Origin of the sequence: Brachybacterium sp. AOP42-C2-15 (genome assembly GCF_052377065.1) — a bacterium.
GTDB lineage: Bacteria > Actinomycetota > Actinomycetes > Actinomycetales > Dermabacteraceae > Brachybacterium.
Genome location: NZ_JBQSWK010000005.1, coordinates 80,754 through 106,779, shown reverse-complemented (window position 1 = coordinate 106,779; position 26,026 = coordinate 80,754). Strand labels below are relative to the sequence as shown.

21 protein-coding genes are annotated in these 26,026 nt (G+C 67.5%); 11 read left to right on the top strand and 10 right to left on the bottom strand.

Annotated features, from left to right (window positions below; translation table 11 throughout):
• Window positions 1–374: 374 nt before the first annotated feature.
• The 8 genes from ACT3SQ_RS04350 to ACT3SQ_RS04315 all read right to left on the bottom strand — a co-directional run bounded on the left by ACT3SQ_RS04350 (window position 375) and on the right by ACT3SQ_RS04315 (window position 12,512).
• On the bottom strand, window positions 375–1,400 hold the full coding sequence (locus ACT3SQ_RS04350; protein WP_444599083.1) for a hypothetical protein: 1,026 nt from the start codon (window positions 1,398–1,400) through the stop codon (window positions 375–377).
• 52 nt (window positions 1,401–1,452) lie between these two features.
• A complete protein-coding gene (locus ACT3SQ_RS04345; RefSeq protein WP_444599084.1) occupies window positions 1,453–2,322 on the bottom strand; it encodes a carbohydrate ABC transporter permease in 870 nt (289 codons plus the stop codon).
• A 1-nt stretch (window position 2,323) separates the two neighbouring features.
• Window positions 2,324–3,133, bottom strand: a complete 810-nt coding sequence (locus ACT3SQ_RS04340) for a carbohydrate ABC transporter permease (protein WP_444599085.1) — start codon at window positions 3,131–3,133, stop codon at window positions 2,324–2,326.
• 99 nt (window positions 3,134–3,232) lie between these two features.
• On the bottom strand, window positions 3,233–4,495 hold the full coding sequence (locus ACT3SQ_RS04335; protein WP_444599086.1) for an ABC transporter substrate-binding protein: 1,263 nt from the start codon (window positions 4,493–4,495) through the stop codon (window positions 3,233–3,235).
• 427 nt (window positions 4,496–4,922) lie between these two features.
• A complete protein-coding gene (locus ACT3SQ_RS04330) occupies window positions 4,923–7,253 on the bottom strand; it encodes an FIMAH domain-containing protein (RefSeq protein WP_444599087.1) in 2,331 nt (776 codons plus the stop codon).
• A 176-nt stretch (window positions 7,254–7,429) separates the two neighbouring features.
• Window positions 7,430–9,832: a hypothetical protein gene (locus ACT3SQ_RS04325; protein WP_444599088.1), complete on the bottom strand. Its 2,403-nt coding sequence runs from the start codon at window positions 9,830–9,832 to the stop codon at window positions 7,430–7,432.
• Between the two features lie 240 nt (window positions 9,833–10,072).
• On the bottom strand, window positions 10,073–11,398 hold the full coding sequence (locus tag ACT3SQ_RS04320) for an enolase C-terminal domain-like protein (RefSeq protein WP_444600861.1): 1,326 nt from the start codon (window positions 11,396–11,398) through the stop codon (window positions 10,073–10,075).
• A gap of 34 nt (window positions 11,399–11,432) precedes the next feature.
• Complete coding sequence (locus ACT3SQ_RS04315; protein ID WP_444600860.1) at window positions 11,433–12,512, bottom strand: LacI family DNA-binding transcriptional regulator; 1,080 nt, start codon at window positions 12,510–12,512, stop codon at window positions 11,433–11,435.
• A gap of 119 nt (window positions 12,513–12,631) precedes the next feature.
• Between ACT3SQ_RS04315 and ACT3SQ_RS04310 the strand changes: the two genes are divergently transcribed.
• From ACT3SQ_RS04310 to ACT3SQ_RS04290, 5 genes are all read left to right on the top strand, one after another.
• Window positions 12,632–13,687, top strand: coding sequence for an NAD-dependent epimerase/dehydratase family protein (locus tag ACT3SQ_RS04310; protein ID WP_444600859.1), 1,056 nt, complete (start codon window positions 12,632–12,634; stop codon window positions 13,685–13,687).
• Window positions 13,687–14,733: a dihydrodipicolinate synthase family protein gene (locus ACT3SQ_RS04305; protein WP_441443859.1), complete on the top strand. Its 1,047-nt coding sequence runs from the start codon at window positions 13,687–13,689 to the stop codon at window positions 14,731–14,733. The genes ACT3SQ_RS04310 and ACT3SQ_RS04305 overlap by 1 nt, the downstream gene beginning before the upstream one ends.
• Entirely contained in the window at window positions 14,730–15,551 is an 822-nt protein-coding gene (locus ACT3SQ_RS04300; protein WP_441443860.1) for a hypothetical protein, read from the top strand. The genes ACT3SQ_RS04305 and ACT3SQ_RS04300 overlap by 4 nt, the downstream gene beginning before the upstream one ends.
• Before the next feature lie 35 nt (window positions 15,552–15,586).
• Complete coding sequence (locus ACT3SQ_RS04295; RefSeq protein WP_444600858.1) at window positions 15,587–16,618, top strand: hydroxyacid dehydrogenase; 1,032 nt, start codon at window positions 15,587–15,589, stop codon at window positions 16,616–16,618.
• A 170-nt stretch (window positions 16,619–16,788) separates the two neighbouring features.
• Window positions 16,789–17,472, top strand: a complete 684-nt coding sequence (locus ACT3SQ_RS04290) for a hypothetical protein (RefSeq protein ID WP_441443862.1) — start codon at window positions 16,789–16,791, stop codon at window positions 17,470–17,472.
• A 63-nt stretch (window positions 17,473–17,535) separates the two neighbouring features.
• Here ACT3SQ_RS04290 and ACT3SQ_RS04285 read toward each other — a convergent pair whose 3' ends face one another.
• Window positions 17,536–18,141, bottom strand: coding sequence for a DUF4126 domain-containing protein (locus tag ACT3SQ_RS04285; RefSeq protein WP_441443863.1), 606 nt, complete (start codon window positions 18,139–18,141; stop codon window positions 17,536–17,538).
• Window positions 18,142–18,192: 51 nt separating this feature from the next.
• The gene (locus ACT3SQ_RS04280; protein ID WP_441443864.1) at window positions 18,193–18,858 is read right to left on the bottom strand and encodes a PH domain-containing protein; all 666 of its coding nucleotides are present in this window, start codon (window positions 18,856–18,858) and stop codon (window positions 18,193–18,195) included.
• Between the two features lie 49 nt (window positions 18,859–18,907).
• Here ACT3SQ_RS04280 and ACT3SQ_RS04275 point away from each other — a divergent pair, with 49 nt between their 5' ends.
• From ACT3SQ_RS04275 to ACT3SQ_RS04250, 6 genes are all read left to right on the top strand, one after another.
• On the top strand, window positions 18,908–19,534 hold the full coding sequence (locus ACT3SQ_RS04275) for a hypothetical protein (protein WP_441443865.1): 627 nt from the start codon (window positions 18,908–18,910) through the stop codon (window positions 19,532–19,534).
• Window positions 19,535–19,869: 335 nt separating this feature from the next.
• A complete protein-coding gene (locus ACT3SQ_RS04270) occupies window positions 19,870–20,502 on the top strand; it encodes a DUF47 family protein (RefSeq protein ID WP_441443920.1) in 633 nt (210 codons plus the stop codon).
• Window positions 20,503–21,513 (top strand): anion permease, encoded by a 1,011-nt coding sequence (locus ACT3SQ_RS04265; protein WP_444600857.1) that lies wholly within the window; start codon window positions 20,503–20,505, stop codon window positions 21,511–21,513.
• Window positions 21,514–21,626: 113 nt separating this feature from the next.
• A complete protein-coding gene (locus ACT3SQ_RS04260) occupies window positions 21,627–22,604 on the top strand; it encodes a hypothetical protein (RefSeq protein ID WP_444600856.1) in 978 nt (325 codons plus the stop codon).
• A gap of 109 nt (window positions 22,605–22,713) precedes the next feature.
• Window positions 22,714–24,351, top strand: a complete 1,638-nt coding sequence (pgm, locus tag ACT3SQ_RS04255) for a phosphoglucomutase (alpha-D-glucose-1,6-bisphosphate-dependent) (protein WP_442332426.1) — start codon at window positions 22,714–22,716, stop codon at window positions 24,349–24,351.
• 558 nt (window positions 24,352–24,909) lie between these two features.
• Window positions 24,910–25,953, top strand: a complete 1,044-nt coding sequence (locus ACT3SQ_RS04250) for a hypothetical protein (protein WP_444600855.1) — start codon at window positions 24,910–24,912, stop codon at window positions 25,951–25,953.
• Window positions 25,954–26,026: the final 73 nt, after the last annotated feature.

Sequence of the window (26,026 nt, the reverse complement as noted above, 5' to 3'; positions counted from 1 at the left end):
CCTCGCACGCGCCCCAGTAGCTGGCAGTAGCCTGACCCTGCCAGCCGCTCCAGCACGGCCACACCCCAGAACTACGATCTCGCCAAAGATGCCCCTCTCCTCTTGACGAGGAACATAGGGACACCCCCCCCGCCCAGCGCGATCACCGCGGTGATGCAGATCTTCACCGCTGCGGAGTCCAGACCGCGCGCATCGATCCCGAGCGCACCGGCCAGCATGGAGCGACGCAAACAGAGTCACCAGATCGCCCTCGTGTCCCGTCTGCGGCCTCCACGCGTCGTCTCCCACCGGCTGGCCCCAGGCGCCGCTCGACCCCGAGCGGGATCGATCCGTAGCGACCGCCCCTATCGAACGCGATGCCACCGCACGCGCAGTCACAGCCAGCGGCGCAGCCACTCCACGCCCGGCTCAGCCCGAACGACGTGGCCCTCGGAATGCAGGTCCAAGTCGATGTACGAGTCCAGACCGAGCTGTTTCCAGTGGGTTCGAGCTCTTTCGTACTCCTCGACGACCTGCGGCCACCACGCAATGGAATCGCGCTTGCCGATCTGGACCAGGAAGGGCCGCGGACAGATGAGCGAAGCGAGATCTGCATCGCCGAAGGCAGTGAGGTGTCCGGGAAGGAACGCGTGGTCCTCGGACGTGTCCTCGAAGGTGACGTAGCGAGTGTCCTGGACGACCATCTTCGCGGCACGGTCATTGAAGAACCCGCTGGACACTGCCACAGTGAAGCGCTCCGAGAGCGGAGTCCACATCTGCACGGCGAGCCCGCCCCAGCTCGATCCCCAGAACCCCACTGCGTTCGAATCCAGGTCGAATCGCGCGGACACGACGTCCAGTAGGAGGAGCAGTCGAGCAAGCTCCAGGCCCTCCACGGTAGTGCCTGCCAGCCGCGCGAGTCGTTGCGCCCGGTTCCTCGGCGCGATCTGGGTGAGGTTCATCGGTGCCAGGACGGCATATCCGGCAGCGAGCAGTCGACGACCGACGACGTCGTACACCCCGTCGGGATCTCCCACGCCGAATGCACGTTCGGGGGCAGAACCGAGCCCGTGCTGGAAGACGACCAGCTTCTCGGCACCGCCGTCGGGAACGGCGAGCCCCGCTTGAGCAGTCAGTCCTCCCGCGAGCGGAAGCTCGATCCACCAGGAATCGGCTCCCTCGAGCCACTCACCGCCGATCCGGGCCGCCCCGATGGGCTCGAGCTCGGGTGGTGAGAGTAATTGGTGCCAGGCCTCCCGCTGTGGAGCGACGCTGCGCGCGTAGGCTGCCGCGTCGGAGTAGTCACGGTCCCAGACGGATAGAGCCCGTGAGGCGTAGTCGTCTACCAGGAAGGAGCGGAAATAGCTCTCCAGCTCCCTCGCGTAGGCATCGTTGCGTGCCGCGAATCGGCGTTCGTTCATGTCTGCCCTTTCTTCATGGTGCCGGCCACAGAAAGCACGCCCAGCTCCGCTTTCAACCCTTGACGCCGGTGGCCGCCACGCCCCGGATGAAGTACCGCTGCATGACCAGGAACACCAGCAGGGCGGGCAACAGCGTCAGCAGCGCTCCCGCCATCACTTCGGACATGGCCACGTTCTCCACGCGCATGCTGGCCAGGCCCACCGTCAACGTCCTGGAGGCGTCGCTGCTGGAGATCACGAGCGGCCACAGGAAATCATTCCAATTCCACAAGAAAACGAACACGGCAAGTGTCGCCAGAATCGGCTTCGTCAGCGGCAGGATTATCGATAAATACACCCGCAGCTCGCTGGCACCATCAATTCGTGCCGCTTCCAACAGTTCGTCGGGGATTCCTCTGATGAATTGTCTCATCAAGAACAGCGCCTGCGTGTTCGCCAGGCCTGGCAGGATGAGGCCTGCCAAGGTATCCGCAAGCCCCATATTGGAGACCAATATGAACTGGGGAATCAGGGCGATGTGATATGGGATCAAAAGTGTTACCAGTACGATCCAAAATGCGACCTCCTTTCCCCGGAATTTCATTTTCGCGAAGGCATACCCCGCCATGGAGGCAAGGAGGAGGACGCCCACGACCGAGACCAGAGCGTAGACCGTGGTATTGAATGCCCACGAGAAGATGCTTTCGTTGCTGAGCGCAGAACGAATGCTCTCCAGGCTCAGCTCCGCAGGGATCAACGCTCCTGGGAACGGAACCGGTCCGGGCGAGCGAAACGCCAGGACAAGCATCACGTAGAACGGGAATGCAGTGAAGATGCTGATGAGAATGAGCATGAAGTACTTTGGGACCGAGCCCCGGTCCGGTGCGGCCCTCCGGGATTTCAGGGATGCCCACCGGGAGGTCTTTCCAGGCAGCGAACTCATATCAGTCCTCCTTCCCCAGGTATTTGCGCTGGACCAGAGCAATGACCAGGCACAGTGCAAGCAGCGCCACTCCCGCAGCGCTCGCATACCCGAAGTCGAAGGCGGTAAACGCCTGGTCGTAGATCATGTACACGAGGGAGTAGCTCGCTCGGACCGGGCCACCACCCGTCATGGTGAAAATGATGTCGAAGATCTGGAACGAGAAGGCTGTCTCGATGAGAACGACGAAGAACAGCGTCGGACGGATCGTCGGAAGGGTGATCGAGAAGAACTGCCTCACGGCTCCTGCGCCGTCAATTCGTGATGCTTCATAGAGCTCCTCGGGGATCTCATTCATCGCCGCCATCAGAATAAGCATCTCGTATCCGAAGCGGGTCCACATCATGACAACCGCCAGGGCCGGAAGCACGGAGATAGACGATTCGAGGAACGGGATAGATTCCAGTCCGACAGCCTCGGCAAGTGAATTGATCGGGCCCGAGGGCTGATAGATCCAGGTCCACACGACCCCCGCGATCACCAGGCTCGTGACCGTGGGGAGGAAGAACAGAGTGCGGAAAATCTTGATGCCTCGGATCATCCGCACGCAGAGCACTGCCGTCAGCAACGAGGCGATCAGCGTCAACGGAAGGACGATTGCTGTGAAGAGGATCGTGACCCACAGCGCGTTGTAGAAGACCGGATCGGACAGCAGCCGTGTGTAGTTGTCGAAACCGACAACCTCCTGGAACCCCACCGGCGTGTATCGGGTGAAGCTCAGGAGTATTCCGGCCAGGTACGGGCCGCCACGGAAGATGGCGAAGAAGGCCATGTACGGCAGGATGAACATCCATGCCAGAGCGGCCGGCGACAGGCGCCACCAGGGACGTGCCGGCGTGTCTGTCTGCGCTCGGGTGACCAACAAGATCCCTCAGCCGTTCCGCGCAATGATCGCGTCCACCTCGGTGGCAGACGCCTCCAGCGCAGATTGCGGGTCAGCATCGTTCAGCAGCACATCCTGGATATTCGGAGCGAGCGCTCCATAGAACTCTCGGGCCGCCGGATGAAGGGGCCCCGGGGTAATCATGTCCAGCAGCGCCTCCTCCTGACCGAGCAGGGAGTCCGGCTCGTACAGCGAGTCGATCTCGTCGGTGGCCGAGTAAAAGTACCCGGTACGCAAGAACTCCTCGAGGAACTCGCTCTGGGCGAAGAAGTTCAGGAATGCCGTCACCGCACCCGGTGAATCCGAGTTCGCCATCGGGCAGAAGGTGCCCACCGTGCCGGTGCCGATGGCACCGCCGCCCCCGTCCAGCGGAGGACCGACCACGAGGTCCTCTTCCGGTTGGGCAGTGACCGCCACGCTGGCAGCGACTGTCATGAATGCCATGTTCCCCGCAGCGAACTCGCTCTGCTCGATCGTCACACGGCTGGTCAGCGGCTCACGCGGAACGTACTCCTCCGCGACGAGAGCCTTGATCCGCTCCAGCGCGGTCACACCCTCCGCACTGTTGAAGGCCGCAGCGGACTGATCCTCGTTGAGGACCTCCCCTCCGGCCTGCCACAGGTACGGGTAGAAGGAGTGGAGCATGGTCTCCTCGAGGTGCCCCGAGTACTGGGTGACGAAGTGGCCCGCGCCCTTGATGTCCGGCGCGACGTCCATCAGCTCGTCCCAGGTGGTCGGGGGTGCCTCGATACCGAGTTCGTCGAGGATCTTCATGTTCCAGATGTTTCCGCTGACGCCCTGGAGGATCGGCAGTCCGTACAGAATCCCGTCATAGGACGAGCCGTCGACAGCACTCTGCCGCAGAGCGCCGAGCACTACACTGTCGAGTCGCTCATCGACCGGCTCGAGCGCTCCCATCGCGCCATACTGAGCGACGTAGTCGGGATTGAGATACACGACATCCGGCTGGGTACCGGCGGCCACCGCGGACGACAGTGATTCGGAACGATTCGCCCAGGGTTGGATCTGCAGGTCCAGAACCGCGTCCGGATATTCCGCTTCGAAAGCCTCCTTGACCCGGCCCCAGAACTCGACCTCCTCGTCGCTGTCGGGGAAAACCGGGAACATCCACATCGTGACGGTGCCGACGGGCTCGTCGTCACTCCCGCCGCCTCCCGAGCCGCCGCAGGCGGCGAGCACTGAGGCTCCGAATGCGGCGGCAGCCACTCCCGTGAAGGTTCTGCGCTTCATGATGAATCTCCTCGTCATTGAGAACCGGCCATCCGTTAGAAATGGCTTTCTCCTCAAGGGTAAGGGGGGTCCCGAGAGGAGTCAAGCGTCGACAGGTCACCGAACGTACGGCGGGGCGGAGGCGACAACGCCCGAGCAGATCGTCGATACGCAGGTCAGCTGGGACATCTCGGCCAGCAGATCCGCGCGCAGTTCAAAAGGGTTCGCTGACCGAGCGGGGATGGTGGCCGAAACGTGATCTGTAAAATCAGTCTTCTGCCCGATTGATTCGGGGAGAACACCTCGCTCCGCTGAGCGCGGGATCACCTCCTGGATGGAGACGGAATTCTGACTCACGCGTAGGCAGGACTCTTCAGAATGTTTATCCCCGAGACACGGCGAATGCTCCCGCGGCACGCCCACAGGGCACTCGCCGGTATCGGAGAAATCAGCCGAGAAGCGCGAGAAGCGCGACCGCCGGCGGCCGCAGCTCCTCCTTCGCTTCCTCACTGAGCGTGTCCGAACCGCTCGACGCCTCCAGTTGTCGAACGAACCTTTCGATCGGGATGAGCGCGGTCTTGCGTCGGCCACCGTTCAGATGCCTGTGCGCCTGAATCAACGAGTTGGTCAGCCTCGTCGCGAGGGATCCGGCGACGTCACCGGTTCCCACGTACTCCCCGAGCAGCTTCTGGAGCTTCTCCAGCTCGGTGATCGGGTCCGGGGACGGGTCACCCGGGCCCGACCATACGGCCGAGAACAGCGACCCGCCATTGACCCAGTAGATCGTGCTGTCCTCGGCCAGCACCAGCATGTCGCCGCTCGCGTCCGGCAGCTCGTCGACCTCCCGGGTCGTCGGATCGATGCGCACGATGTGGTCGCTGACGCTGCCGTAGATGAGCCCATCCGCCTCACTGTGGTGAAGGTCCGCTGAACTCCAGAGTCCGTTGGGGAAACTGCCCCAGTCGACGGGTTCGACCTCATGCTCATGGACGAGTTCGCCACCCGCCGGATCCAAGGCGAGAAGCTCGCCGACGGTCGCGGCCCACACTTCGTCCTTGGCGACGGTGATTGCGGTGACCGCCAGTCCGTTGACCGGCGTAGTCCAGAGCAGCTGCCTCGACTCGAGGTCGAACGCGAACACGACGGCAGAGTCCTGGGAGGGCTCGATCCCATTCCCGCCGAAGACGCTGGTCCCTCCGAACACCACGCCGTCGTGCGCGTCCAGTGCCACGATGCTCTGGTCGGTGATCAGGTCGTGGTACTCATCCCAGGTCTCCGTGGCGGGGTCGTACAGGGCCAATGACCCCTTCAGCACGCCGTAGCCGGCGACGGTCCCGACGGCGACGAGGTCGCCGGCCGACGCCATGCCGAAGGGGCGATCCTGATGGGTCGACTCCCCGAGTTCCATCACCTGGCGCGGGTTGTCCTCCTCCTCGCCCCAGGGGGCGCTGGTATCGATCTCGTACAGGCGGGCCCCCGGATAGACTCCCGCATAGAGCGTTTCACCATGTGTGACCATGCCTTCGGCCTGGCCCAAGCCGGATTTGGAGCTCCATTCCCCTGATGCCGGATCGAACGTTGCGAGGCCTCCGGACAGGTACCCACCTACGTGGACGCGGCCATCCGGCCCCATTGCGGTGGATCGTGGCGTGACCGATCCACCATCGAGCCCCACCTGGACCGTCTCTGCGACCCCTGCTGCGATGTCATAGCGATGGACCAGCCCGCGGTTCGAGATCGCGACGACCCATTCCGCACCGCTCTCATCGGAGGTCACGCCTACGCCCTTCGTACCGAAGGCCTTCCCGGTGCTCACGAGTTCTCCGTCGGCGGTCCTGAAGGCGAGCTCTCCGTCGAGGGTGAAGTACGTGACGCCATCACCCGTCAGGCCCACCGACTGGCTGTTCAACGGGCCGATCTCGTCGGACCACTGGCCCGTCGTCGTGTCGTACACGAAACCGACATAACTTCCGTCGCACTCGATCTTCGTATAAAGGTCGGTACCTGAGGCCGCCAGTTCATACACGAAAGTGCAGTCGTCGTGACCGTCGGGAAGAGGAACCTGACTCGCCTTGCCGGTGGCGATGTCGACGGCGAAGAGCGCCGCGATCGAGCCCGTCCCTGCGTAGACGGTCTGCCCGATGACTGCCGTGCTGCGTACATAGTTGAGGCCCTCCCCGAACGTTCCGAGATCCCGCCATTCCTCGGTGCTTCTGTCGTAGCTGACGAGGTGCCCCGGCGGCAGAGGTGAGTCGGCCCATCCTTGGAAGGTTCCGGAGTACGCGATCCCGTCGGCGTCGGTGTCCACCTGCCAGAGGAAGCTGGTGTCCGGCGTTGGCCGGCCATCACTGCGGACCTCGGTCGCGCCGGGCACCAGATAGTAGAGAGAGCCGTCCATGTAGCTGGATGTCCAGACCGTGCCGTCCTCGGCGACGGCGACACCCCACGCACCCGAGGCGCCGGGTAACGGGTAGGTGCCTTCGAGCGTTCCGGCGAGGGGATCGATCTCTGCGAGATACGCAGGGCTTCCGCTGACCACCGCCCACAATCTGGGAGAGCCGTCCGGCATGGTGCCGGTAGCGGCTCCGGCGACCGTGGTCGCTGTCAGGGGGACCGTGCCGTGGTCGACGATGGTCGGAGCGCCCTCGACGGCCCCCTCCTCATCACGTCCATCCGGCGCGGCGAGACCCGGGGCCGCCGTCAGTGCGGCAGCGGCGCCGACGCCGCTGCCCAGGAAGACCCTTCTGCTGAGCGCATGTGCCCTGCGTCGTGCTGCCATGATTGTTCTCCTTTGAGTCGACACCTCATCGCCCCGGGGCCACATCGCACCGTGGAGGACGATTCCTGGCTCCACCGTTTCGGTGGAGTCGATCGTGATGGTTGGTGGTCGGTCGCGGCCGCGCCAGGTGGATCCGGGCATCTCCCGCGTCTCGCCCCTTCGGTTCTGTTCGAAAGTTACGGGCGATGTCTCGAGCGGGAGGACAGGGAACTTCGGACCATCAGAAGGGCTCCTCCCGCCAAGAGGGCAAGGAACGCCGCAGCCGCTGCACCGGTGACTTCGGAGCCCGTTCGGGCAAGAGCGGCACGATCATCGCCCGCTTGCTCCGCAGTCCTCGACCCGCGATCGTCACCAGGGGCGGTCGAGGGCCCTGAAGAGGTATCCCCCTCCGAGCCAGAACCGGCGGACGGAGCATCGGGAGGAGCTGGACTAGTCGGCTCCTCCGTACGCCCACCAGGACTCGTCGGCTCCTCCGTCGGCTCTTCCGGCTGCTGGTCAGGTTCCTCTGGAAGCGGCGGCAGGCTGCCGCTGTGCACCGTTCGCCCGTTCATCCAGAAGTTGGTGCCGTCGGGGGCCACCCTCAGGAGTTCTCCCTCGGTCGGGACCGGCGTGATGTCCTCCAAGGTGCGCGGATCGATCCGTACGACCTGTGTCCGGGTGGAAAGATAGAGCGCATTCTCCACCGAGTTCCAGCTCAGATCGCTGATGTGCCATGCACCCTGGAGCGATCCGGACTCGTCATCGGTGATGTCGGCACTCTGCACGGTCTCCCCGCTCTCGGGATCGATCTCGGCGACCTTGCCGACGCTCGCCGCGAACAGGCGACCGTGTTCATCGACGGTAACGGCACCGATGCCCTTCTCCCCGGGCAGCACCGGTCGCTCCCACAGGATCTGCTCGGTCTCGATGTTCCAGGCGAATACTGTGCCTTCGGCCCGCGTCGGCGTCGATCCGTTGCCTCCGTAGATCGTCGTGCCGCCGTACAGGACTCCGTCATGATGGACGAGCGCGATGATGCTGCGATCCGAGAACTCCTCGGTATGCACTGTGAGTTCGTCCGTCACCGGGTCGTACAGAGCCAGCGAACCATTGAGACTGCCGTACTCCGCCACCGTGCCGATCGCCAGCTGATCGCCCGCAGAGACCAGGGCGAACGGCCGGTCCTGGCCGTCGTCGTCCAGACTCGCCACCTCGCGAGGGTTTCCCTGCTCCCAATTCTCCGTCGGGTCATAGGCCGAGATCCGGGCACTGGGGTAGAGGCCGATGTAGACGATCCCGTCGTGCACCGTCATACCCTGCCCCTGGCCGATCCCTCCTTCGTAGGTCCAGGCACCCTCGGCGAGGGTGAAGCTGCCCAGTCCGCCGGTGCGTCGCAGGCTGACGTGGTAGTTCCCGTCCGCATCCGTGACGGCGGTCCGGGCAGTCGCTCCGGTGTCACCCGCCAAGCCTTCCGGGATGCCCGAGTCCACCGAACCCCGGGTCAGGTCGTGGCGGATGATCTTGCCCGTCGCGGAGACGGAGACGACGACGTCATCCCCGGTGGCGGGGTCGGTGACCAGCTCGACGTCCTTGGTCGATGGACTGACCTCGGAGGAGAGTGGCGTCCCGGTAGGTTCCTGCCCGGTTCCGCCATTGAGGTCGAACGCGGCGATGACCCCATCCGCGGCCGCGTAGACGACACCGTCGTCGGAGGGCTGGGAGATGGCGCCGCTGAACTCGTCGATCCGCCAGTCGGACCAATCGCCGGTCGTCGGATCGTAGATCACGCCGATGTTGCTGGAAGTTCCGTTGTCGCACTCCTGCAGGCGCACCGCGAGTTGCTCGCCGATGCGTGTCATCTCGTAGACGAACGTACAGGTGCCGAGGTCCTCGGGGAGCGGGATCTCTTCACGGTCGCCGGTCGTCGGATCCACAGCGAAGAGCTTGCCATCGATTGAACCGGTACCCGCATAGACGGTGTCTCCGACGACGGCTGTGGAGCGCACGTACTCGTGCTCCGCCCCGAACGCGTCGTACACGGTCTGCTCACCGTCGGGGCCGATGCGGAACAGGACGGCTGGGGGCTTGGGAGTCTGGTCCTCGGCCCACCCTTGATAGGTGCCGCCGTAGACGGCACCTGCCTCGTCGGCATCCACCTGCCATACGAAGCTGCTGTCCGGGGTCGGTCGATCGTGGGCAATGGGTTCCTCGGCACCCCAGGGAAGCTCCCACATCTCGCCCTGGATCTGAGAGGAAGCCCAGACGTCTCCCTCGTCGGTGATGCGCAGGCCCCATGACCCTTCGGCATCTGCCATGCGCAGACTCCGGATGACCTCCCCTGACAGCGGATCGATCTCTACCAGCTGTGAATCGGGGCGACCATTGGACACCGCGAAAGTCCTGACATTCCCGTCCGGCATCACCGCTGTATCCGCGGAGCCCAGTGTGACCTTAGCGGCCGGCACCTCGGCATGAGCGATGTCCCATCCCTCGGGTGGCTCAGCATTCGCGGTACCGAGTCCTGCGGTGATCACGGCGGCCACGAGGCCGCCGACCAGTCCTGCCCTCACGGTTTTTGTCTGTGCAGCGCGCATCGTCATCGATGTGTCCTCCGAGCGGGTCACTGCCGTGCCGATCAGGTATCGAGCCTCGAGCAGGAAACCGTTATCTACGATAGGGGTCCAGCATGGACACAGTCAAGGGCGTGACAAAGCTCGGAGTAGTCGACGGTGTTTCACCAGGCCACAGCATTTACCAGGTGCCCGATCCGCAGAATCCCCGGGACGAGTCGACGGCCGACCCGGAACGTTTGCGCCCAACCGGTCTCCGACGCGCCGGCCTCAGTCCCCGAACAGTCCGAGCCCGCCCGGATGCCACGTCACCTGTCCATCCCGCACGGCCACCGACTCCGGGCGCCTCGCCGCGAGCTCCCCGTTCGCCGCCGCGGCGTACTGGCGGCTGTTGTACTCGACCGCTGGCCAGGAGACCGGCAGCACGGAGGCCAGGCCGAGGGAGTGCTCGAGGGCGAGGTCCACCGCGGTGAGGTCCTGGATGGCGAGCTTCATCCCGGCGCGCCGCGCGATGGCCTGGGTGATCATCGCGTGGCTCTGCCCCTTGACGGCCTTGATGACCACGCCGGACCAGCCCTGCTCCTGCAGGGTCTCCAGCTGGGAGAGGCGGGTGTAGCCCTCGTCCAGGAGCACCGGGACGCGGGCGGCCAGCCGTCGCAGCAGCACCGGATCCGCGTGCTCATCCCGCGGGATGGGCTGTTCGAGATAGTCGATCGCGGAGAGCACCTCGGGATCGTGCCGCTCAAGATCATCGAAGAGGGCGGCGAGCCGCGGCAGGGTGTAGGCCTCATTGGGGTCCAGGGAGAGCCGGATGTCAGCGCGCTGCCTGCTCGCGATCCGATGGACGTCGCGCAGCCGTTCCTGATCGGCCACGGGGTCACCGGCGAGCTTGAGCTTCAGGTGGTGCACGCCCTCGGCGCGGATCCACTCTTCGAGGCTGCGCTCCCCGCCAGCTTGTTCTCCCGGAACGAGCGGATCGCCGACGCCGAGCGCGTGCTGGATCGGGAGCGTGCCCCGCGGGGAGGTGAGGGTGTCGCTCGGATGCAGACCCACCCCGTGAGCGCCGTACCTGCCGAGATCCTCGCGCAGGTATTCAGAGGTGTACATCTCGCGCAGCGGTCGGCCCGCCGCTCTCGACCAGGCGTCATGGAGTGCGTTGTCCACCGGCCCGAGGGCCAGCAGGCCGGCCAGGCGCGGGATCCGCTCCCCATTCGCCCGGGGCGCCGCCTCCTCGAGCACGTCGTCGAGCGCGTTGTAGAGCGGTCGCCAGAGGGTGAAGGGGTCTCCGAAGCCTGCAGCCTCGTTGAGACGGGCGGCGAGATCCCTCACCAGCTCACGCATCACCTGGTCACGGCCCGCGAGATCGAGGGTGGAGCTCGGCCAGGCCCAGGGCGCCGAGAGCATCCCAGCGCCGGTCCCGTCCACGATGCGACCATCTTTTGTCACCGCGCTCATCTGCACGGTGACCGCGCTGACGTGGGTGAGCGGCCGGCCACTGATCACGAAGGGCGGCTCCAGGGCCACATCCTGAAAGCTGACCAGCGCCTCGCGCACCTGAATGTCGCTCGGGCGGCCATCCCGCGGGGCGGCGGTCATCGATGCTCCTTCGAGGAGTGGTGCCGGGCGCAGCTCAGCGGGAGCGCACAGGACCGGTGGACTGGCGCACCATCAGCTCGACGCCGAGACGGCGCTCGATCATGGCGGCACCGTCGGCACCGTCGGCGACGCCGTCGGAACCTTCGGCGCTGTCACCGTCGGCCACCCCCCGCGTCCCGCCGCGGCCCAGCGCGAGGTCCAGGGCGATCTTGCCCATCTCCCGCAGCGGCAGCCGCACGGTGGTCAGCGAGGGCGAGAGGTCGCGGGCGACGGCGATGTCGTTGAAGCCGGCGACGGAGACGTCCTCCGGGACACTGCGTCCCTGGTCCCTCAGGTAGGCGAGTGCACCCATCGCCATCTGGTCCGCGGTGCCGAGCAGGGCGGTGAGCTCGGGATGCTCGCGCAGCAGCTCACCGGCGGCGCGGTAGCCCTCGTCCCGGTTCGGCGGGCCGTGGTGGACGATCAGCCGGGCTCCGACTTCGTCGAGGGCTTCTTTCATCCCCTCGTATCGCTCCTGACTGGAGATCAGCGCTTCGGGACCTGAGATCAGTGCGATATCGCGGTGGCCGAGCTCGGTGAGATGGCGGCCGATGAGCCGGCCGCCCTCGCGGTTGTCCACCAGCACCCGGTCCATCTCGACCACCGGGGTGCCGATGCCCACTACGTGCCCGCCCGCAGCTCGGAAGGATCTCACCCGGGTCGCGATCCCCTGCCGGTACGCCTCATCGCTCAGGCCGGAGCCGGCGACGATCACGGAATGCGCACGATGCGACTGCAGCATCCTGAAGTAGCCGAGCTCGCGCTCCGGATCACGCTCGGTATGGCAGATGGTGACCAACAGGTTCTCGGCGGTTGCTCGTTCGTGGATGCCGTTGACGATCTCGGAGAAGTACGGGTCGCCGACGTCTCCCACCAGCACGCCGATGGTGCCGGTGTTGCCGCGCAGAAGCCCCTGCGCCTGGGCGTTGGGGACGTAGTCGAGCTCGAGCGCGACGGCCTTCACTCGCTCACGGAGCTCCTCGACCACCGGGTAGGTGCTCCCGGAGAGCACACGGGACGCTGTCGGGACGGAGACTCCGGCGCGTTGTGCCACGTCTTTGAGGGTCACTGCCATGTTCGGAGGATACTCCCAGCAAACGCTCTCTTGACGGTCCCACGCTGGCGGCTTAGGCTCGCCCTCACGGGGAAATCCTTTTCTCCCGTCACCTTCTCTCCACGACGTGAGGACGATCAGTGTCGACCGTGATCACAAACATGCTTCCCACCACCGCCCCTGCCGACGAGCAGGAGCTCGACGAGCTCCTGTCCCGCCCGCTTCCCGGCGTGGGCGAGGCCCTCGCTGCTCTGGGCGGCGACATCGTGCTCCTCGGCGCGGGCGGCAAGATCGGCCCCACCATGTCCCTGATGGCCCGGCGGGCGCTGGACGAGGTCGGCTCCGATGCCCGCGTCATCGCCGTCTCGCGCTTCTCCGACCCCGCCTCGCGCACGCTGCTCGAGGAGGCGGGCATCGTGGTGCACCCCGCGGATCTCGCGCGCTCCGAGTCCTACGCGGACCTGCCGGACGCCGCGGGCATGTTCTACCTCGCGGCGATGAAGTTCGGCACCACGGGCCTCGAGCACCAGACCTGGTGGTCCAACGCCGCGATGCCCGCACTGGTCGCGGACCGGTACCGGGGCGTCCCCTCGCTGGTCTACTCCACCGGCAACGTGTACCCGCTCTCCCCGCTCGGCACCGGCGGCTCCACCGAAGCGGATGACCCCGCGCCGGTCGGTGAGTACGCCCAGTCCTGCCTCGCCCGGGAGCGGCTGTTCAGCTATGCCTCCCACACCTGGGACACCCCGGTGTCGATCTTCCGCCTGAACTACGCCTGCGAGCTGCGCTACGGGGTGATCGCCGATATCGCCACCAAGATCGCCGCTGGCGAGCCGGTGGATGTCACCATGCCCGCCGTCAACGTCGCCTGGCAGGGCGATATCAACGCCTGGGCGCTGCGGTCGATCGAGCTGGCAGGCACTCCCCCGCGGATCCTCAACGCCACCGGCCCGGAGACCGTCTCCGTGCGCCGGCTGGCCCACTGGCTCGGCGAGGAGATGGGCATCGCACCGAAGATCGTCGGCGAGGAGTCACCCGATGCTCTCCTGAACGATGCCGCCGAGATCCATGAGCTCTACGGCTATCCCTCGGTCCCGCTGCGTCGCCTGGTGCGCTGGGTGGGCCAATGGGTCGGGGGCGGTGGCCGCCAGCTCGGCAAGGCCACCAAATTCCAGCAGCGCGAGGGGAAGTTCTGATGATCGACCTGCACGCGAGGCTCGATTCCGGCGTCGCGATCCCCGCACATCCCCTGGCTCTCGACGACCACGGCGGTGTGGACCTGCGAGCGCAGCGGGCTCTGACCCGCTATCAGCTGGCTGCCGGCGCGCATGGCCTCGCCGTCGGAGTGCACTCCACCCAGTTCGAGCTGCATGACGATCCCGCCCTGCTGCGCACCGTCTGGGAGCAGGCCGCGGCCATCGCTGCGGAGGCCGCCCCGGGCGCCGTCGCCTCGCCGTTGCTGATCGCGGGCCTGGTCGGTGACACCGCCCAAGCCGTCCGCGAGGCGGAGCTCGCCCGCGAGCTCGGATTCCAGGCCGCGCTGATGAGCCCCTGGGGAATGGTCGAACGCAGCGAGCAGTCGCTGCTCGAGCGTGCCGAAGCCGTCGGCGAGGTGCTTCCGACCATCGGCTTCTACCTGCAGGACAGCGTGGGCGGCATGCCCCTGAGCCGAGCCTTCTGGCGCTCTCTGTTCAGCCTCGAGTCGGTGGTGGCGGTGAAGACGGCGCCGTTTGACCGGTACCGCACCAACGACGTGATGCAGGAGCTGCTCGGTCATGAGCGCTGGGACCAGGTCGCGGTGCTGACCGGCAACGACGATGCGATCGTGGCGGATCTGGTGACGCCCTTCCGACGCGAGGTCGACGGGCACCTGCGGGAGGTGCGGGCACGCGGCGGGCTGCTGGGGCAGTGGGCTGTGGGCACTCGCGCCGCGGTCGAGCTGGTCGCTCGGGCGAACGCTGAGGTCGCCGCCGACGCCGTCACCCCCGAGCTGCTCGCACTGGGCAGCGATCTGGTAGAGGTCAACGCGGCCGTCTTCGATGTGCTCCACAATTTCTCGGGCTGCGTCCCCGGTGTCAACGAGGTGCTGCGCCAGCAGGGGCTGCTGAGCAGCACTCGCTGCCTGGGGCCCGATGTCCTGTCCCCCGGGCAGGAGCAGCTGATCCGTGAGGTGCGGGCGCGCTTCCCCGCGCTGCTGGACGAGGAGTTCGTCGCCGCCGGGCGCGAGGGCTGGCTGTCATGAGACCTGCCCTCGTCGGCTGGGGCTCCTCCTCGATGGCGCTGATCGGTCCGGCGCTCGAGGCGGCGCTGGCGCCATCGGGAACCGGCTTCCTCAACGAAGGTCGCGGCGGGGAGACCTCGCACCACACCGCCGCCCGGATCGGGTCGATCCCCCTCCCGATCGCCGTGGCGGGCGGACTCCTCCCGGCGGCGGGGACGGTGAAGCTGCTGCCCACCGAGCTCGACCTGGTCTCCCACGCCCTCAAGCCCTACGCCGGCCACGTCGCCGGCATCCCCGCCGTGGTCCACGGCACCGAGGAGGGTGTCTTCCTGACCCGCCTGCGTCCCGGCGATCCGATCGCAGTCGACGGCGATCCCTTCCTCCCGCTCACCGGGGCGTCCCTGCGCGGCCACGACGCCGTGCTGTGGATGGGCAAGAACGACCTCAACCGTGGGCAGGACGCAGCAGGGGTCCTGGACCGCATCACCACCTCCGCCCGGTATCTCGAGCAGGCTGGGGCGCGCGTCGCCGTCGTCGGCCAGTTCGTCAACAACGGCGCCGAACCCGCGATGCGCGCGCAGGTGCTCGCCGTGAACTCCGGATGCGCGGAGCGCTTCGGCAGCGCCTACCTCGAGGTCCAGGATTTCGTCACCTCCCCGGCGCTGCCGGAGGCCACCGGGATCGATGCCTCCGCAGAGGACCTCGCCGAGCGCCGCGCCGGAGCCAAGCCGCCGTCGATCTCCACGGATCCGGGGCATTTCGACCAGCTCGGCAATGCCGTCGTGGCGGGTCACCTGCTCACCGGTCTGCGCAGGCTCGGCCTGCTCGATGCACCATGACCCCGAAGACCGCCCCGCCCCGAGAAGGAGACCTCATGTCCGTCCCCGCAGAGCCCGCCAGCACTCCCCGCATCTTCGTGGCGATCACCCCTCAAGAGCTCGGAGTCCTCTACTCCGAGGCGGCTCTGGAGCGGCTGCGGGGCGTGGGCGAGGTGGTGCTCCCGCCGGAGAGCGGCGACTCCCGGATCCGCCTCCCCGAGGGCATCGCCGACGACTACGACGTGCTGATCACGTCCTGGAGCACCGCGCCCTTCGATCCCTCGGTGCTGAGCGGGTCACGGCTGAAGTACGCCGCGCACACCGCCGGCACCGTGCGAGGCCTGTTCCCCAAGCAGGTGCTCGAGCAGGGGCTGCGGCTCGCCCAGGGCGGCTCTGCGGCGATGGCCACCGCGGTGGCGGAGCTCGCGCTCACCTTCACCCTTGTACTGCTGCGCGATGTGCACTCGATGGACCGTCGCCTGCAGGCGACGCATGATTGGAGGGCCGGCGGCTCCGGCACCCTCACCCATGGCATCCGGGAGCAGACCATCGGCGTGCTGAGCCTGTCCCGGGTGGGTCGTGAGTACGTCTCGATGGTGCGCGGGCTGGGCGTCCAGGAGGTGCTCGCCCACGACCCCTTCGCCACGGAGGACGACGCCGCAGCGCTCGGGGTGCAGCTGGTGGGACTGGCGGAGCTGTGCGAACGCAGCGATGTGCTCGCGATCCACGCTCCCGTCACCGACGAGACCCGGGGGATGCTCGATGCCGACATGATCGCGCGACTTCGCGACGGTGCGACCGTGCTGAACACCGCGCGCTCCGCCGTGATCGATATGGAGGCGCTGACCACCGAGCTGGTCGCGGGCCGGCTGCGCGCAGGGCTGGATGTGTTCGACGTCGAGCCGTTGGCGGAGAACTCCCCTCTCTACGGGCTCGACAACGTGCTGATCACCCCGCACGTGGCCGGAGGGACCGTCGAGGCGCGACGAGCCCAGGGCGACGGGGTGGTGCAGGAGATCTCGGCATTCCTCTCCGGCGCTCCCCTGCGCTACGAGGTGACGGCGGAGATCTACGACCGGCTCTCCTGAGAAGTCTCGGGCGCGGTGACGTCTCGGGCGCGGGGAGGTCTCGGGCGAGGTCGCGAATCTCGGGCGCGGTCGCGAATCGGTGGAGTGCCTGGCGCACATCTGACATGCTTTCGGTGACACTTCCACCGGACGCCTTCCCGCTGTCCGGATCACGCCACCCAGGGGGACCTATGAGCGAGACCAGCACGACCGACGAGCAGGTCACGATCTACACGGCCTACGAGATCGACTTCATGCTCGGGCTGCGAGACACCGAGAGCGGCAGGATCACCCGCGAGCAGATCGGGCTGCGCTCCGCGCCCGCAGCAGCCCAGGAGTTCGTCACCGCAGCCGTCACCTCCGGGCTCCGCGCCCGGGGGAAGGTCGAGCGCTCGGCGGACGGCCAGTGGCTGCTGGGAGAGGAGGGCCAGGTGGTCGCCACCGCGCTGACCGCCGCCGATCGCTGGCTGGGGATCGCGCTGGCCGAAGGCGAGGCGATGCGCATGGCCTTCATCATCAAGGCCAATGAGGCCATCCTCATGCTCACCCAGGACGAGCTGGATTCGTTCGTGGTCACCGCCCTGCCGAGCAGCGATCAGGTGCCCGCCTCAGTCTCCGACATCGTGCTGGCCTTCCTCGGGGAGGGCAACGAGCGGACCGTCTCGCTGCGCCGCACCGATATCGCCGCCCCGGAGGACCCCACCCCGCTGATGTTCCATGCGGAGGCGGACGGCAGCTGGAAGATCGGGCATCTTCCGTTGGACGACGAGGGCATCCTCGGGGTCTCCGACGTGGACGCGGGCGGGGTGGCGGAGGCGACTCGGGTCCTGTGGGACGACGGCATCAGCCAGGCTCCCGGCACCGTCGCCAGCTGAGAGAACCAGTCGCCGGCGAGAACGCCACCGGAGCCAGACCCCGACGGCGTCGGACCCCCGGTCTCAGACTGCGGGTCCGACGCCGTCCCCGCGCCGCGCCCGGGCCTGCTGCAGCCGTTCCCGCAGTCCTCGATAGGCGCGCCGGATCCGCACCATCAGGTAGATGCCGAGGCCGAGCAGCACGAGGGCGAGCACACCGGCGAGCGCGGGCAGCAGAACAGTGAGCAGCCCCATCACCACCGCGGCGACGTCCTCCCCGGTGGAGACCAGGGCGTTGGAGACCGGCTCCGGCGAGACGTTCACCGCGGCGCGCGCAGTTGCCTTGGCGGCGTGGGAGCCGAAGGCCGCGGCGGCACCGAGCACCGCCATCACGATGGCGGTGCTGGTGTCGGTCTCGCCCCCCAGCAGGAACCCGATCGCCCCGCCGGCGATCGGACGGATCACGGTGTGCAGCTGGTCCCAGAAGGAGTCGAGGAAGGCGATCTTGTCCGCTGCGAAGTCCACCAGCAGCAGGATGGCGGTGATCACCAGCAGATCGGTGCGCTGCAGCACCTCAGGGACCTGTTCGAGGTTCATCAGCCTGCCGGACAGTCCCAGCAGGAAGACCATGAAATAGGGCCGGACCCCGCTGACCCAGCCCGATCCCAGGGTCATCATCAGTGCTTCCATGGCTCTCCTCCGTGGTGCTTCCGCAGGGGTCGATCTCTCGGGCTCGGTGGCTCAGAAGGCGCCGCGAGCGGCCTTCTCCTGCTTCCTCAGCTCGATCCGCAGGGTGCGGATGTCCTGCCCCGATGGCTGGGACCAGGTCCAGACATGCCGGTCGAAGGCGGGCATCAGCACGCGGGAGCCGTCGCGCAGCCGCAGCGCTGCGGTGAGCCAGTGCACCGGATGGACCACCCGCGATTCGATCGCGATGATGTCCCGCCAGGGGACCTCTCGGGAACGGAAGGCGCCCACCACCCGCAGCCCGCGCTCGGTGATCTCCACTCGTGAGCGGGCGGTGCCCAGCGCCACCAGGACGAAGCGCAGCCCCAGCAGCAGCAGGATCAGCCCGATCGCGCCGAGTGCGAGCATCACGATCAGCCGGCCGATCTCCGGCGCATGGCCGTCCTCCACTCCGAGCGAGAGCAGCAGGATACCGACCGCGGCGATGACCGTGCCGCCCAGCAGCAACGCGGCGGCCACCGCACGCAGCAGGGTGTCGCGGGTGGCGGCGACCGGGAACAAGGCCCGAACAGTACCGCCGGTGCCGGGCCGTGCGCTCCCCTGACGGTGACCGCGGCGCAGGTCCGAGACCATGCGCTCGACCGTCGCATTGCTGCGGGTGTAATCGGGCAGGGCGGTGCGCGGACCGGTCTCGGGTCCGATCTGCCGGGGGATGGTCATGCCCTCACAGTAATGCGGCTCGTCGCCGCCTGCGCGTAGTGTGCTGAGCATGTCCTCGAACGGCCCTTCCGCCCCCCGCTTCCGCCGGCCCGCTCCGCTGTACGCGTCGGTCGCCGAGACCATCCCCGGCGAGCCCGACCCCGCCGCCTCGGCGGATCTGGCGCACGATTCCGCGCGGGCGCTGCTGGATGGGGTCTTCCACAGCTCTGATCCCGAGGTCGTGGAGCGGGTCGTGGCGCTGGCCGCCCAGGACGGCCTGACCGACCTCAGCGCCTTGTGGTCCGGAGCTCCTGCTTCGACCCTGCCTGGGGCGCTGTGGCGGCTGTACGTGCTCCACACCTGGGTGCAGCAGGTCGGGGACGAGGTCGTGCTCCGCTACCGCGCGGGATCACGCACGGTTCCCGGGCTGAGGTATCTCTCCGGCTTCGCCGAGCCACCGGACGTTCCGCAGGTCCAGCGGACGATGGACGACATCCTGCGTGGAGCGTTCACCGGGGATCTCGGCCTCGCGCTGCGCAGAGCCGGCGCGGTCGCCACGATCATCGCCCACGGCACCGCCCATCTGGCGGATGAGGACCGGGACGATGCGCGCACCCGACAGGCCGAGCGGCTCCTGCGCACCGGCGAGGAGCTCTCGGCGGCAGGCCGCTACGCCGAGGCAGGCCTGCTGGACTGACGCCGGACGACGGCACGACCGCGCCAGAGGGGCGCACGACGCAGCGGGAGCGAGGCGCGGAAGTTTCGCGCGGGAGTCGCGGGAGTGAGGCGCGGAGTGAGGCGCTCGCCATATCGCGGCGGGCATCCATTTGCCTCATGCCCGGGCCGGTGCCCTACGATGGACAGGCGCCGGGCCGCGGTTGCCCCGGGCTCCAACATTTGCCGCTTCGAGCGGCCTTCGCGCCGACAGGCGCATCCCGGTCCGGCGCCTCATCATCACGAATCCGGTCCGCGCAGCCCCTCCGGGCCGCAGCGACGTCATGCGCCCCAGGCGCGAGGAGGCGACCCGAGGTGATGCAGTTCCTCTCCCGGTTCTTCCCACAGCGCACCGAGCGTCCGCTGTACGACCTCTTCGCGGAGCTCGCCGAGCTGCTGGTGCAGTCCGCCGACACCCATTCGAAGCTGCTCGGCCACGGATACCGGGAGCGCACTCGCATCGCACCGCGGCTGCACGAGCAGTCGACGGTCGCCGAGGAGCTGTGCCGACGCATCGCCGAGCGGCTCGCCCAGTCCCTGATCACCCCCTATGAGGCCGAGCTGCTGTACGACCTCGCGCTCACAATGGCGGATGCGGTGGACTCCATGGAGCACACTGCGGAGCTCCTGGTCATTTCCCGCGTGGGACAGCTGCCCACCCCGCTGCTGGATGCGGCCAAGGGCATTGAGCGTGCTGCCGAGTACACGGTCGCCGCGAGCTGGAAGCTGTCGCGCATCCGGGAGCTGGGCGACTACTACGACCAGGTCCGGAAGCTCACTCGGCAGGGAGAGAGGCTGATCCGCAGGGCGCTCGGCGAGCTGTACTCGCGAGGCGGCTCCGTCCAGGAGCTGATGCCCCTGCATGACGTCTCCGGGTCGATCCGGCACACGATCGCTCTGCAGGAACGTATCGCGCGGCTGACCGATCTGCTGCGGGTCAAGGACGCCTGAGTGACGACGCTGATGCTCGTGCTGGTCGTCGTCCTGGCACTCGCGATGGCGTATATGAACGGCTTCCACGATGCGTCCAACGCCGTCACCACGACGATCACGACCAGAACGCTTCGGGAGTCGACCGCTCTGGCCCTGGCCGCGATCCTCAACGTGCTGGGTGCCCTGCTGGGGATGATGCTGATCGTCGCCTCCGCACCGTGGGCGCTGCGGCTGCTGGGGATGACGCCGCTGACGCAGGAGACCGCCGGGCAGCCGGATGTGCTCGGGCTGGTCCTGATCGCGATCATGCTCGCGACCATCGGCTGGGATCTGCTCACCTGGTGGCTCGGGATGCCCTCGTCCACCTGGCATGCCTTCTTCGGCTCCACGGTGGGGGTCTCGCTCGCGATCGGGGCTCCTGCGGCCTGGGAGCGGCTCGGGCTGCTGCTGGTCGTCTCCCTCGTCGGCCCGGTGCTGTCCGCGGTGATCGCCTACCTGCTGATGCAGCTCGTGCTGGTCCTGGGCCGGCATGAGCGGCTGCTGCGGGGACACCTCCGCTTCGCCCAGACCGTCTCCGCCGGGGCTGTCGCCACGGGTCACGGGCTCAACGACTCCCGGCTGCCCCTCGCGGTGATCGTGATCGCTTTCGCCACCACGGGCGGCCACCCGTCGTACGCAGTCGCCCTCATGGTCGCGGTCGCCATCGCGATCGGATTCGGCACGCTGGTGGGCGGCCACCGCATCATCCGCGTGCTCGGCCGGCACCTGACCGATCTGAACGTGGCGCAGGGTCTCGCGGCGGAGACGTCCGCCGCGGTCACCATGTCGCTGGGACTGTTCGGCCTCGGGTCTCCCGTCTCGACCTCCCATGCCCTGGCCTCGAGCGTGGTCGGTGCAGGTGTCGCGCAGGGGCTGCGGAATGTGCGCTGGCAGGTCGCTGGCAGGATCCTGCTGATCTGGCTGGCAACTCCTCTGGCGTGCGCCGTGGTGGGCGCGGCGCTGGTGGGGACGATGCTGTCGCTGGTCTGATGCTGTCTCTGGTCCCTTACTGAGCGTCCTCGCGCACGTTCCGGGGACTCGGTGTCCTCGGAGGATCGGCCACTATCCTGTGTCGTTCCGTGCCGTCCCCAGAAGGAGCCCAGATGTCCGACGGTGAGTCCACGACGCCCACGCCGCGCCGCCGCCCCAGCTATGGACTGCCCGGGCCCACCTCCCCCGCTCCGACGACGGACGGCGCTCCGCAGGTCGGCACCCCGGGGCATAGCGGGTCAGGGCATAGCGGGTCAGGACATAGCGCTCCGGGACATAGCGCTCCGGGGTATGGAACCCCGGAGTACGGCTCCCAGAGCAATGGCTCCCAGGGCTACGGTTCCCAGAGCTACGGAACTCCGAGTTCCGGCTCCCAGAGCTACGGTTCCCAGAGCTACGGAACGCCGGGCTCCAGCTCCCAGGGCTACGGTTCCCAGGGCTACGACAACCAGAGCTACGGCACCCCAGGGTATGGCGCCCCAGGCGCCGATCAGTATGCGCCGCAGACCGGGCCGCTGCCAGCTTCCGTGAGCTCGGGTGGTGGCGCCTCCGGCGGCACTGGCTCCGCGCCCCGCAGACGACGCGGATTGTGGCCGCTGATCATCGGTCTGGTGCTGCTGCTCGTGATCGGTCCCGCTGCGACGATCGGCGGGATCGTGTGGTCGGTCGGTTCTCTCGCGGGCGATGCCTCCGCGGGACCGGTGGTGATGCAGGGGCCGACCGAGGAGGTCGAGGTCGCCGCGAACCAGATGCTGATCGTGTACGTGCCGCAGGCGGACGCCGCCGGCGCGGAATGCACTGCTGAGGGGACCACTCCCGGTGCGGTCAGCGTGGTGCCCAACTCCACCTCGATCACTTTCGGCGACGGCTCCCAGTACGAGCAGAAGATCGGGGTCGCCGCACTGGAGGACACGACGGTGACGGTCTCCTGCACCGGGACCGACGCTCCCGCCTATCTCGGCCCGTACAGCGTGTTCAGCATGGCTGCCCCGCTGCTGATCGGTCCGATCATCGGCGTGATCGCGGGACTGATCGGGCTCGTGCTCACGATCATCGGCATCGTGCTGCTGGTGAAGTCACGTCGGTCCTGATCCTTCAGCACCACGAGCCGTCTCAGCCCGCAGTCATCCCCGGTGTCCGGAGCGTCACCCTGACCTAGAGTGTCGTGACGACCCCGAACTCGAGGATGGAGTGGTGATCATGCACCCCCGTGCAGGCCAGAAGGCACTTGAGGAGGATCTCGTCGATGTCGATGCGCTCCTCGACGCGTATTACGACCTCCACCCGGATCCGTCGGACCCCGACCAGGCCGTCTCCTTCGGCACCTCCGGGCACCGAGGCTCCTCTCTCGACACGGCGTTCAACGAGGACCACATCGCCGCGACCACGCAGGCCATCGTCGAATACCGGGCCGCGCAGGGCATCCGCGGGCCGCTGTTCGTGGGCCGCGACACCCATGCCCTCTCACGACCCGCCTTCGACACCGCACTCGAGGTGCTGATCGGCAACGACGTCGCCGCCCAGGTCGACTCGCTGGACGGCTACACCCCCACCCCTGCCGTCTCCCACGCGATCCTCACGCACAACCGAGGTCGGGCTGCGAACGATCCGGGCCGTGCAGACGGCATCGTGATCACCCCGAGCCACAACCCGCCGCGTGACGGTGGTTTCAAGTACAACCCTCCCCATGGCGGTCCCGCGGACACCGACGCGACCTCCTGGATCGCTGACCGGGCCAACCAGCTGCTGACGGAGGGGCTGCGGGGTGTGCGCCGGCATGGCCGACAGAAGGCCCTCCAGGATGCCGGGCGTTACGACTTCCTGCACACCTATGTGGCGGACCTGCCTAACGTGGTCGACATCGAGGCGATTCGTCGCGCCGGGGTGCGGATCGGCGCTGATCCGCTGGGCGGCGCCGCGGTGGACTACTGGGCCGAGATCGGGGAGATGCATGATCTCGACCTGACAGTGGTCAATCCGGAGGTGGATCCCCGCTGGTCCTTCATGACGCTGGACCGCGACGGGAAGATCCGCATGGACTGCTCGAGCCCGTGGGCGATGGCCTCGCTGCTCGAGAAGCGCGACGAGTACGACATCGCCACCGGCAACGACGCGGATGCGGATCGCCACGGCATCGTCACCCCCGATGGCGGGCTGATGAACCCCAACCACTATCTCGCCACCGCGATCCGCTACCTCTTCGCGCATCGCCCGAACTGGCCGGCCACCGCGAAGGTCGGCAAGACGGTCGTCTCCTCGAGCCTGATCGATCGCGTGGTGGCCTCCCTGGGCCGAGAGCTGTACGAGGTGCCGGTGGGCTTCAAGTGGTTCGTGCCGGGTCTGATCGACTCCTCCGTCGGCTTCGGCGGCGAGGAGAGCGCCGGTGCCTCCTTCCTGCGGCGCGATGGCTCGGTGTGGACCACGGACAAGGACGGGATCATCCTGGCGCTGCTCGCCTCCGAGATCCTGGCAGTCACCGGCCGCTCCCCCAGCACGCTGCACGCCGAGCTGGTCGAGGAATTCGGCAGCAGCGCCTACGCCCGGATGGACGCTCCGGCCAACCGCGAGCAGAAGGCGAAGCTCAAGGCGCTCAGCCCCGAGCAGGTCAGTGCGACCGAGCTGGCCGGCGAGCCGATCGTCTCGGCGATCACCGAGGCTCCTGCCGGTGGCGCGATCGGAGGCCTGAAGGTCTCCACGGAGTCGGCCTGGTTCGCCGCGCGACCCTCCGGCACCGAGGACATCTACAAGATCTACGCCGAGTCCTTCAAGGGTGAGGAGCACCTGAGCCAGGTGCAGGACGCTGCGAAGGCCCTCGTCGACGAGGTGCTCGCAGACTGACAGTGCTGTGACGGAGCGCCGGGTCCCCGCAGGGGTCTCGGCGCTCCGTCTTTTCTCCGCTCCGGCCTTTTCGCTTCCCCGACCTTTTCGCTTCCCCGGCCCTTCCTCCGCATCGGCCCTTCCTCCGCATCGGCCTCCGCGGCCGCTTGTCCATGGTGACGACTGGGCAGGTGCCTGTTCGTCTCCGTGCTCCCGTGGTGCTTCCGGAACATTTCTCCGAGGTTCGCCCGGGGCGATCACGATGACCTCAGCGACCGACGCTGCGAGCGCAAATCGACGGCTGACCAGCATCCATGCAGGTCGACGGCAAAGCCTTGGTCAAGCCAAGGTCAACATTGCGTGGATCACGCTGGCGTGGCGCCATGCACAGCACCCTTGCGCCCACCCCGGAGGCGATGAACGATGGGGTCGAAAGTAAAGGTTCGGTAGGGTAATGTGCTCCGTCGGGCCCACCGAAGATGATGCCGACCGCAGCCACCGAGCTCGCGACCATGGAGGAGGGGGACCACGACTATGCGACTGCGCTCACGTCTGTGTGCCTGCTCCGCCGCTCTCGCCATGGCTCTTCCCGTCGCGACGGCACCCGCTCTGGCCGAGATGCTGGACCTCGAGACCACTCAGTCCGCCCCCGCCGAGCCCGACAGCACCCCACCGGAAGGCTCGAACCAGGAGCCCCCCGATGAGGAGAGTGCCGAGACCGAGGAGCTCCCGAGCGAGAAGCCCACCGTGGAGGGCGACGCCCCCGAGCCGCTCCCGGACGAAGAGCCTCCCGAAACATCCGCAGCACCCGAAGAGGATCCGCAGACCGATGACGATCTGCAGCACGACGGCGATCCACAGACCGATGATGACTCGCAGACTGATGACGACTCACAGACTGATGACGACACTCAGCACGAGCCCACGCACCCGGTCGAGGACCCCGTCATCGAGGATGACTGCGAGGACGACTCGGTCATCCCGGCGCTGCTGCTCACCACCCTCGACGATGAGTGCTCCGGCGAGGAGCAGTCACCCCCAGCCGACGGCACGGAATCTGTCACGGACGCCGAAACGTCGAGCAGCACCCCGCCCACGATCAGCACCCCCGGCAGCCTTCCCAGCGGAGGCACCAACGGGAGCGGGACCGGACAGCCATCCCTGACTCCAGGGCCGTCGACATCGCCCAACACCTCACCCTCGACCTCTTCGCCGGCACCCAGCCCGAATGAGAGCCCGACGGACGGCTCTGACCAGCCTGATCCACCGGACCCCAGCGATCCCGACAAGCCCACAGAGGGTCCCGAGGAGCCGTCGGCGCCTCCGACGAGCAGCTCCGCGGTGGAGAGCGAGAGCAACGAGACCACTGAGATCAGCGGCGTCGGCGCCGAGACACCGAGCTCTCCCCCTCCGCCGTCACCGCAGTCCGGCGCCGGCCATGATGAAGGCGGCCCGGTGGTCCGGCTGTTCAACGCGATCTCGGAGGACAGCGGCTCCGGCTTTGGCCAGATGCGCCAGGTGCTGATCGCCGCGCTCGGCATCGGCTTCCTGACCACTGCCGGCTTCGTCGGCGCGACCTGGCATCACCGCGCCAGCACCGGGAAGCACGACATCGACGCGTAACCGAGGCCTGAAAGCCCCGACAAGGCCCCGACGCCCCCGGCTCCCCGAGGTGAACAATGCCGTCGTGGGCTCC

Coding starts and splice junctions, on each gene's coding strand:
- ACT3SQ_RS04350 (WP_444599083.1), bottom strand. CDS start 1,400: ATGAACGAACGCCGATTCGCGGCACGCAACGATGCCTACGCGAGGGAG.
- ACT3SQ_RS04345 (WP_444599084.1), bottom strand. CDS start 2,322: ATGAGTTCGCTGCCTGGAAAGACCTCCCGGTGGGCATCCCTGAAATCC.
- ACT3SQ_RS04340 (WP_444599085.1), bottom strand. CDS start 3,133: ATGGCCTTCTTCGCCATCTTCCGTGGCGGCCCGTACCTGGCCGGAATA.
- ACT3SQ_RS04335 (WP_444599086.1), bottom strand. CDS start 4,495: ATGAAGCGCAGAACCTTCACGGGAGTGGCTGCCGCCGCATTCGGAGCC.
- ACT3SQ_RS04330 (WP_444599087.1), bottom strand. CDS start 7,253: ATGGCAGCACGACGCAGGGCACATGCGCTCAGCAGAAGGGTCTTCCTG.
- ACT3SQ_RS04325 (WP_444599088.1), bottom strand. CDS start 9,832: ATGACGATGCGCGCTGCACAGACAAAAACCGTGAGGGCAGGACTGGTC.
- ACT3SQ_RS04320 (WP_444600861.1), bottom strand. CDS start 11,398: ATGACCGCCGCCCCGCGGGATGGCCGCCCGAGCGACATTCAGGTGCGC.
- ACT3SQ_RS04315 (WP_444600860.1), bottom strand. CDS start 12,512: ATGGCAGTGACCCTCAAAGACGTGGCACAACGCGCCGGAGTCTCCGTC.
- ACT3SQ_RS04305 (WP_441443859.1), top strand. CDS start 13,687: ATGATCGACCTGCACGCGAGGCTCGATTCCGGCGTCGCGATCCCCGCA.
- ACT3SQ_RS04300 (WP_441443860.1), top strand. CDS start 14,730: ATGAGACCTGCCCTCGTCGGCTGGGGCTCCTCCTCGATGGCGCTGATC.
- ACT3SQ_RS04295 (WP_444600858.1), top strand. CDS start 15,587: ATGTCCGTCCCCGCAGAGCCCGCCAGCACTCCCCGCATCTTCGTGGCG.
- ACT3SQ_RS04290 (WP_441443862.1), top strand. CDS start 16,789: ATGAGCGAGACCAGCACGACCGACGAGCAGGTCACGATCTACACGGCC.
- ACT3SQ_RS04285 (WP_441443863.1), bottom strand. CDS start 18,141: ATGGAAGCACTGATGATGACCCTGGGATCGGGCTGGGTCAGCGGGGTC.
- ACT3SQ_RS04280 (WP_441443864.1), bottom strand. CDS start 18,858: ATGACCATCCCCCGGCAGATCGGACCCGAGACCGGTCCGCGCACCGCC.
- ACT3SQ_RS04275 (WP_441443865.1), top strand. CDS start 18,908: ATGTCCTCGAACGGCCCTTCCGCCCCCCGCTTCCGCCGGCCCGCTCCG.
- ACT3SQ_RS04270 (WP_441443920.1), top strand. CDS start 19,870: ATGCAGTTCCTCTCCCGGTTCTTCCCACAGCGCACCGAGCGTCCGCTG.
- ACT3SQ_RS04260 (WP_444600856.1), top strand. CDS start 21,627: ATGTCCGACGGTGAGTCCACGACGCCCACGCCGCGCCGCCGCCCCAGC.
- pgm (WP_442332426.1), top strand. CDS start 22,714: ATGCACCCCCGTGCAGGCCAGAAGGCACTTGAGGAGGATCTCGTCGAT.
- ACT3SQ_RS04250 (WP_444600855.1), top strand. CDS start 24,910: ATGGCTCTTCCCGTCGCGACGGCACCCGCTCTGGCCGAGATGCTGGAC.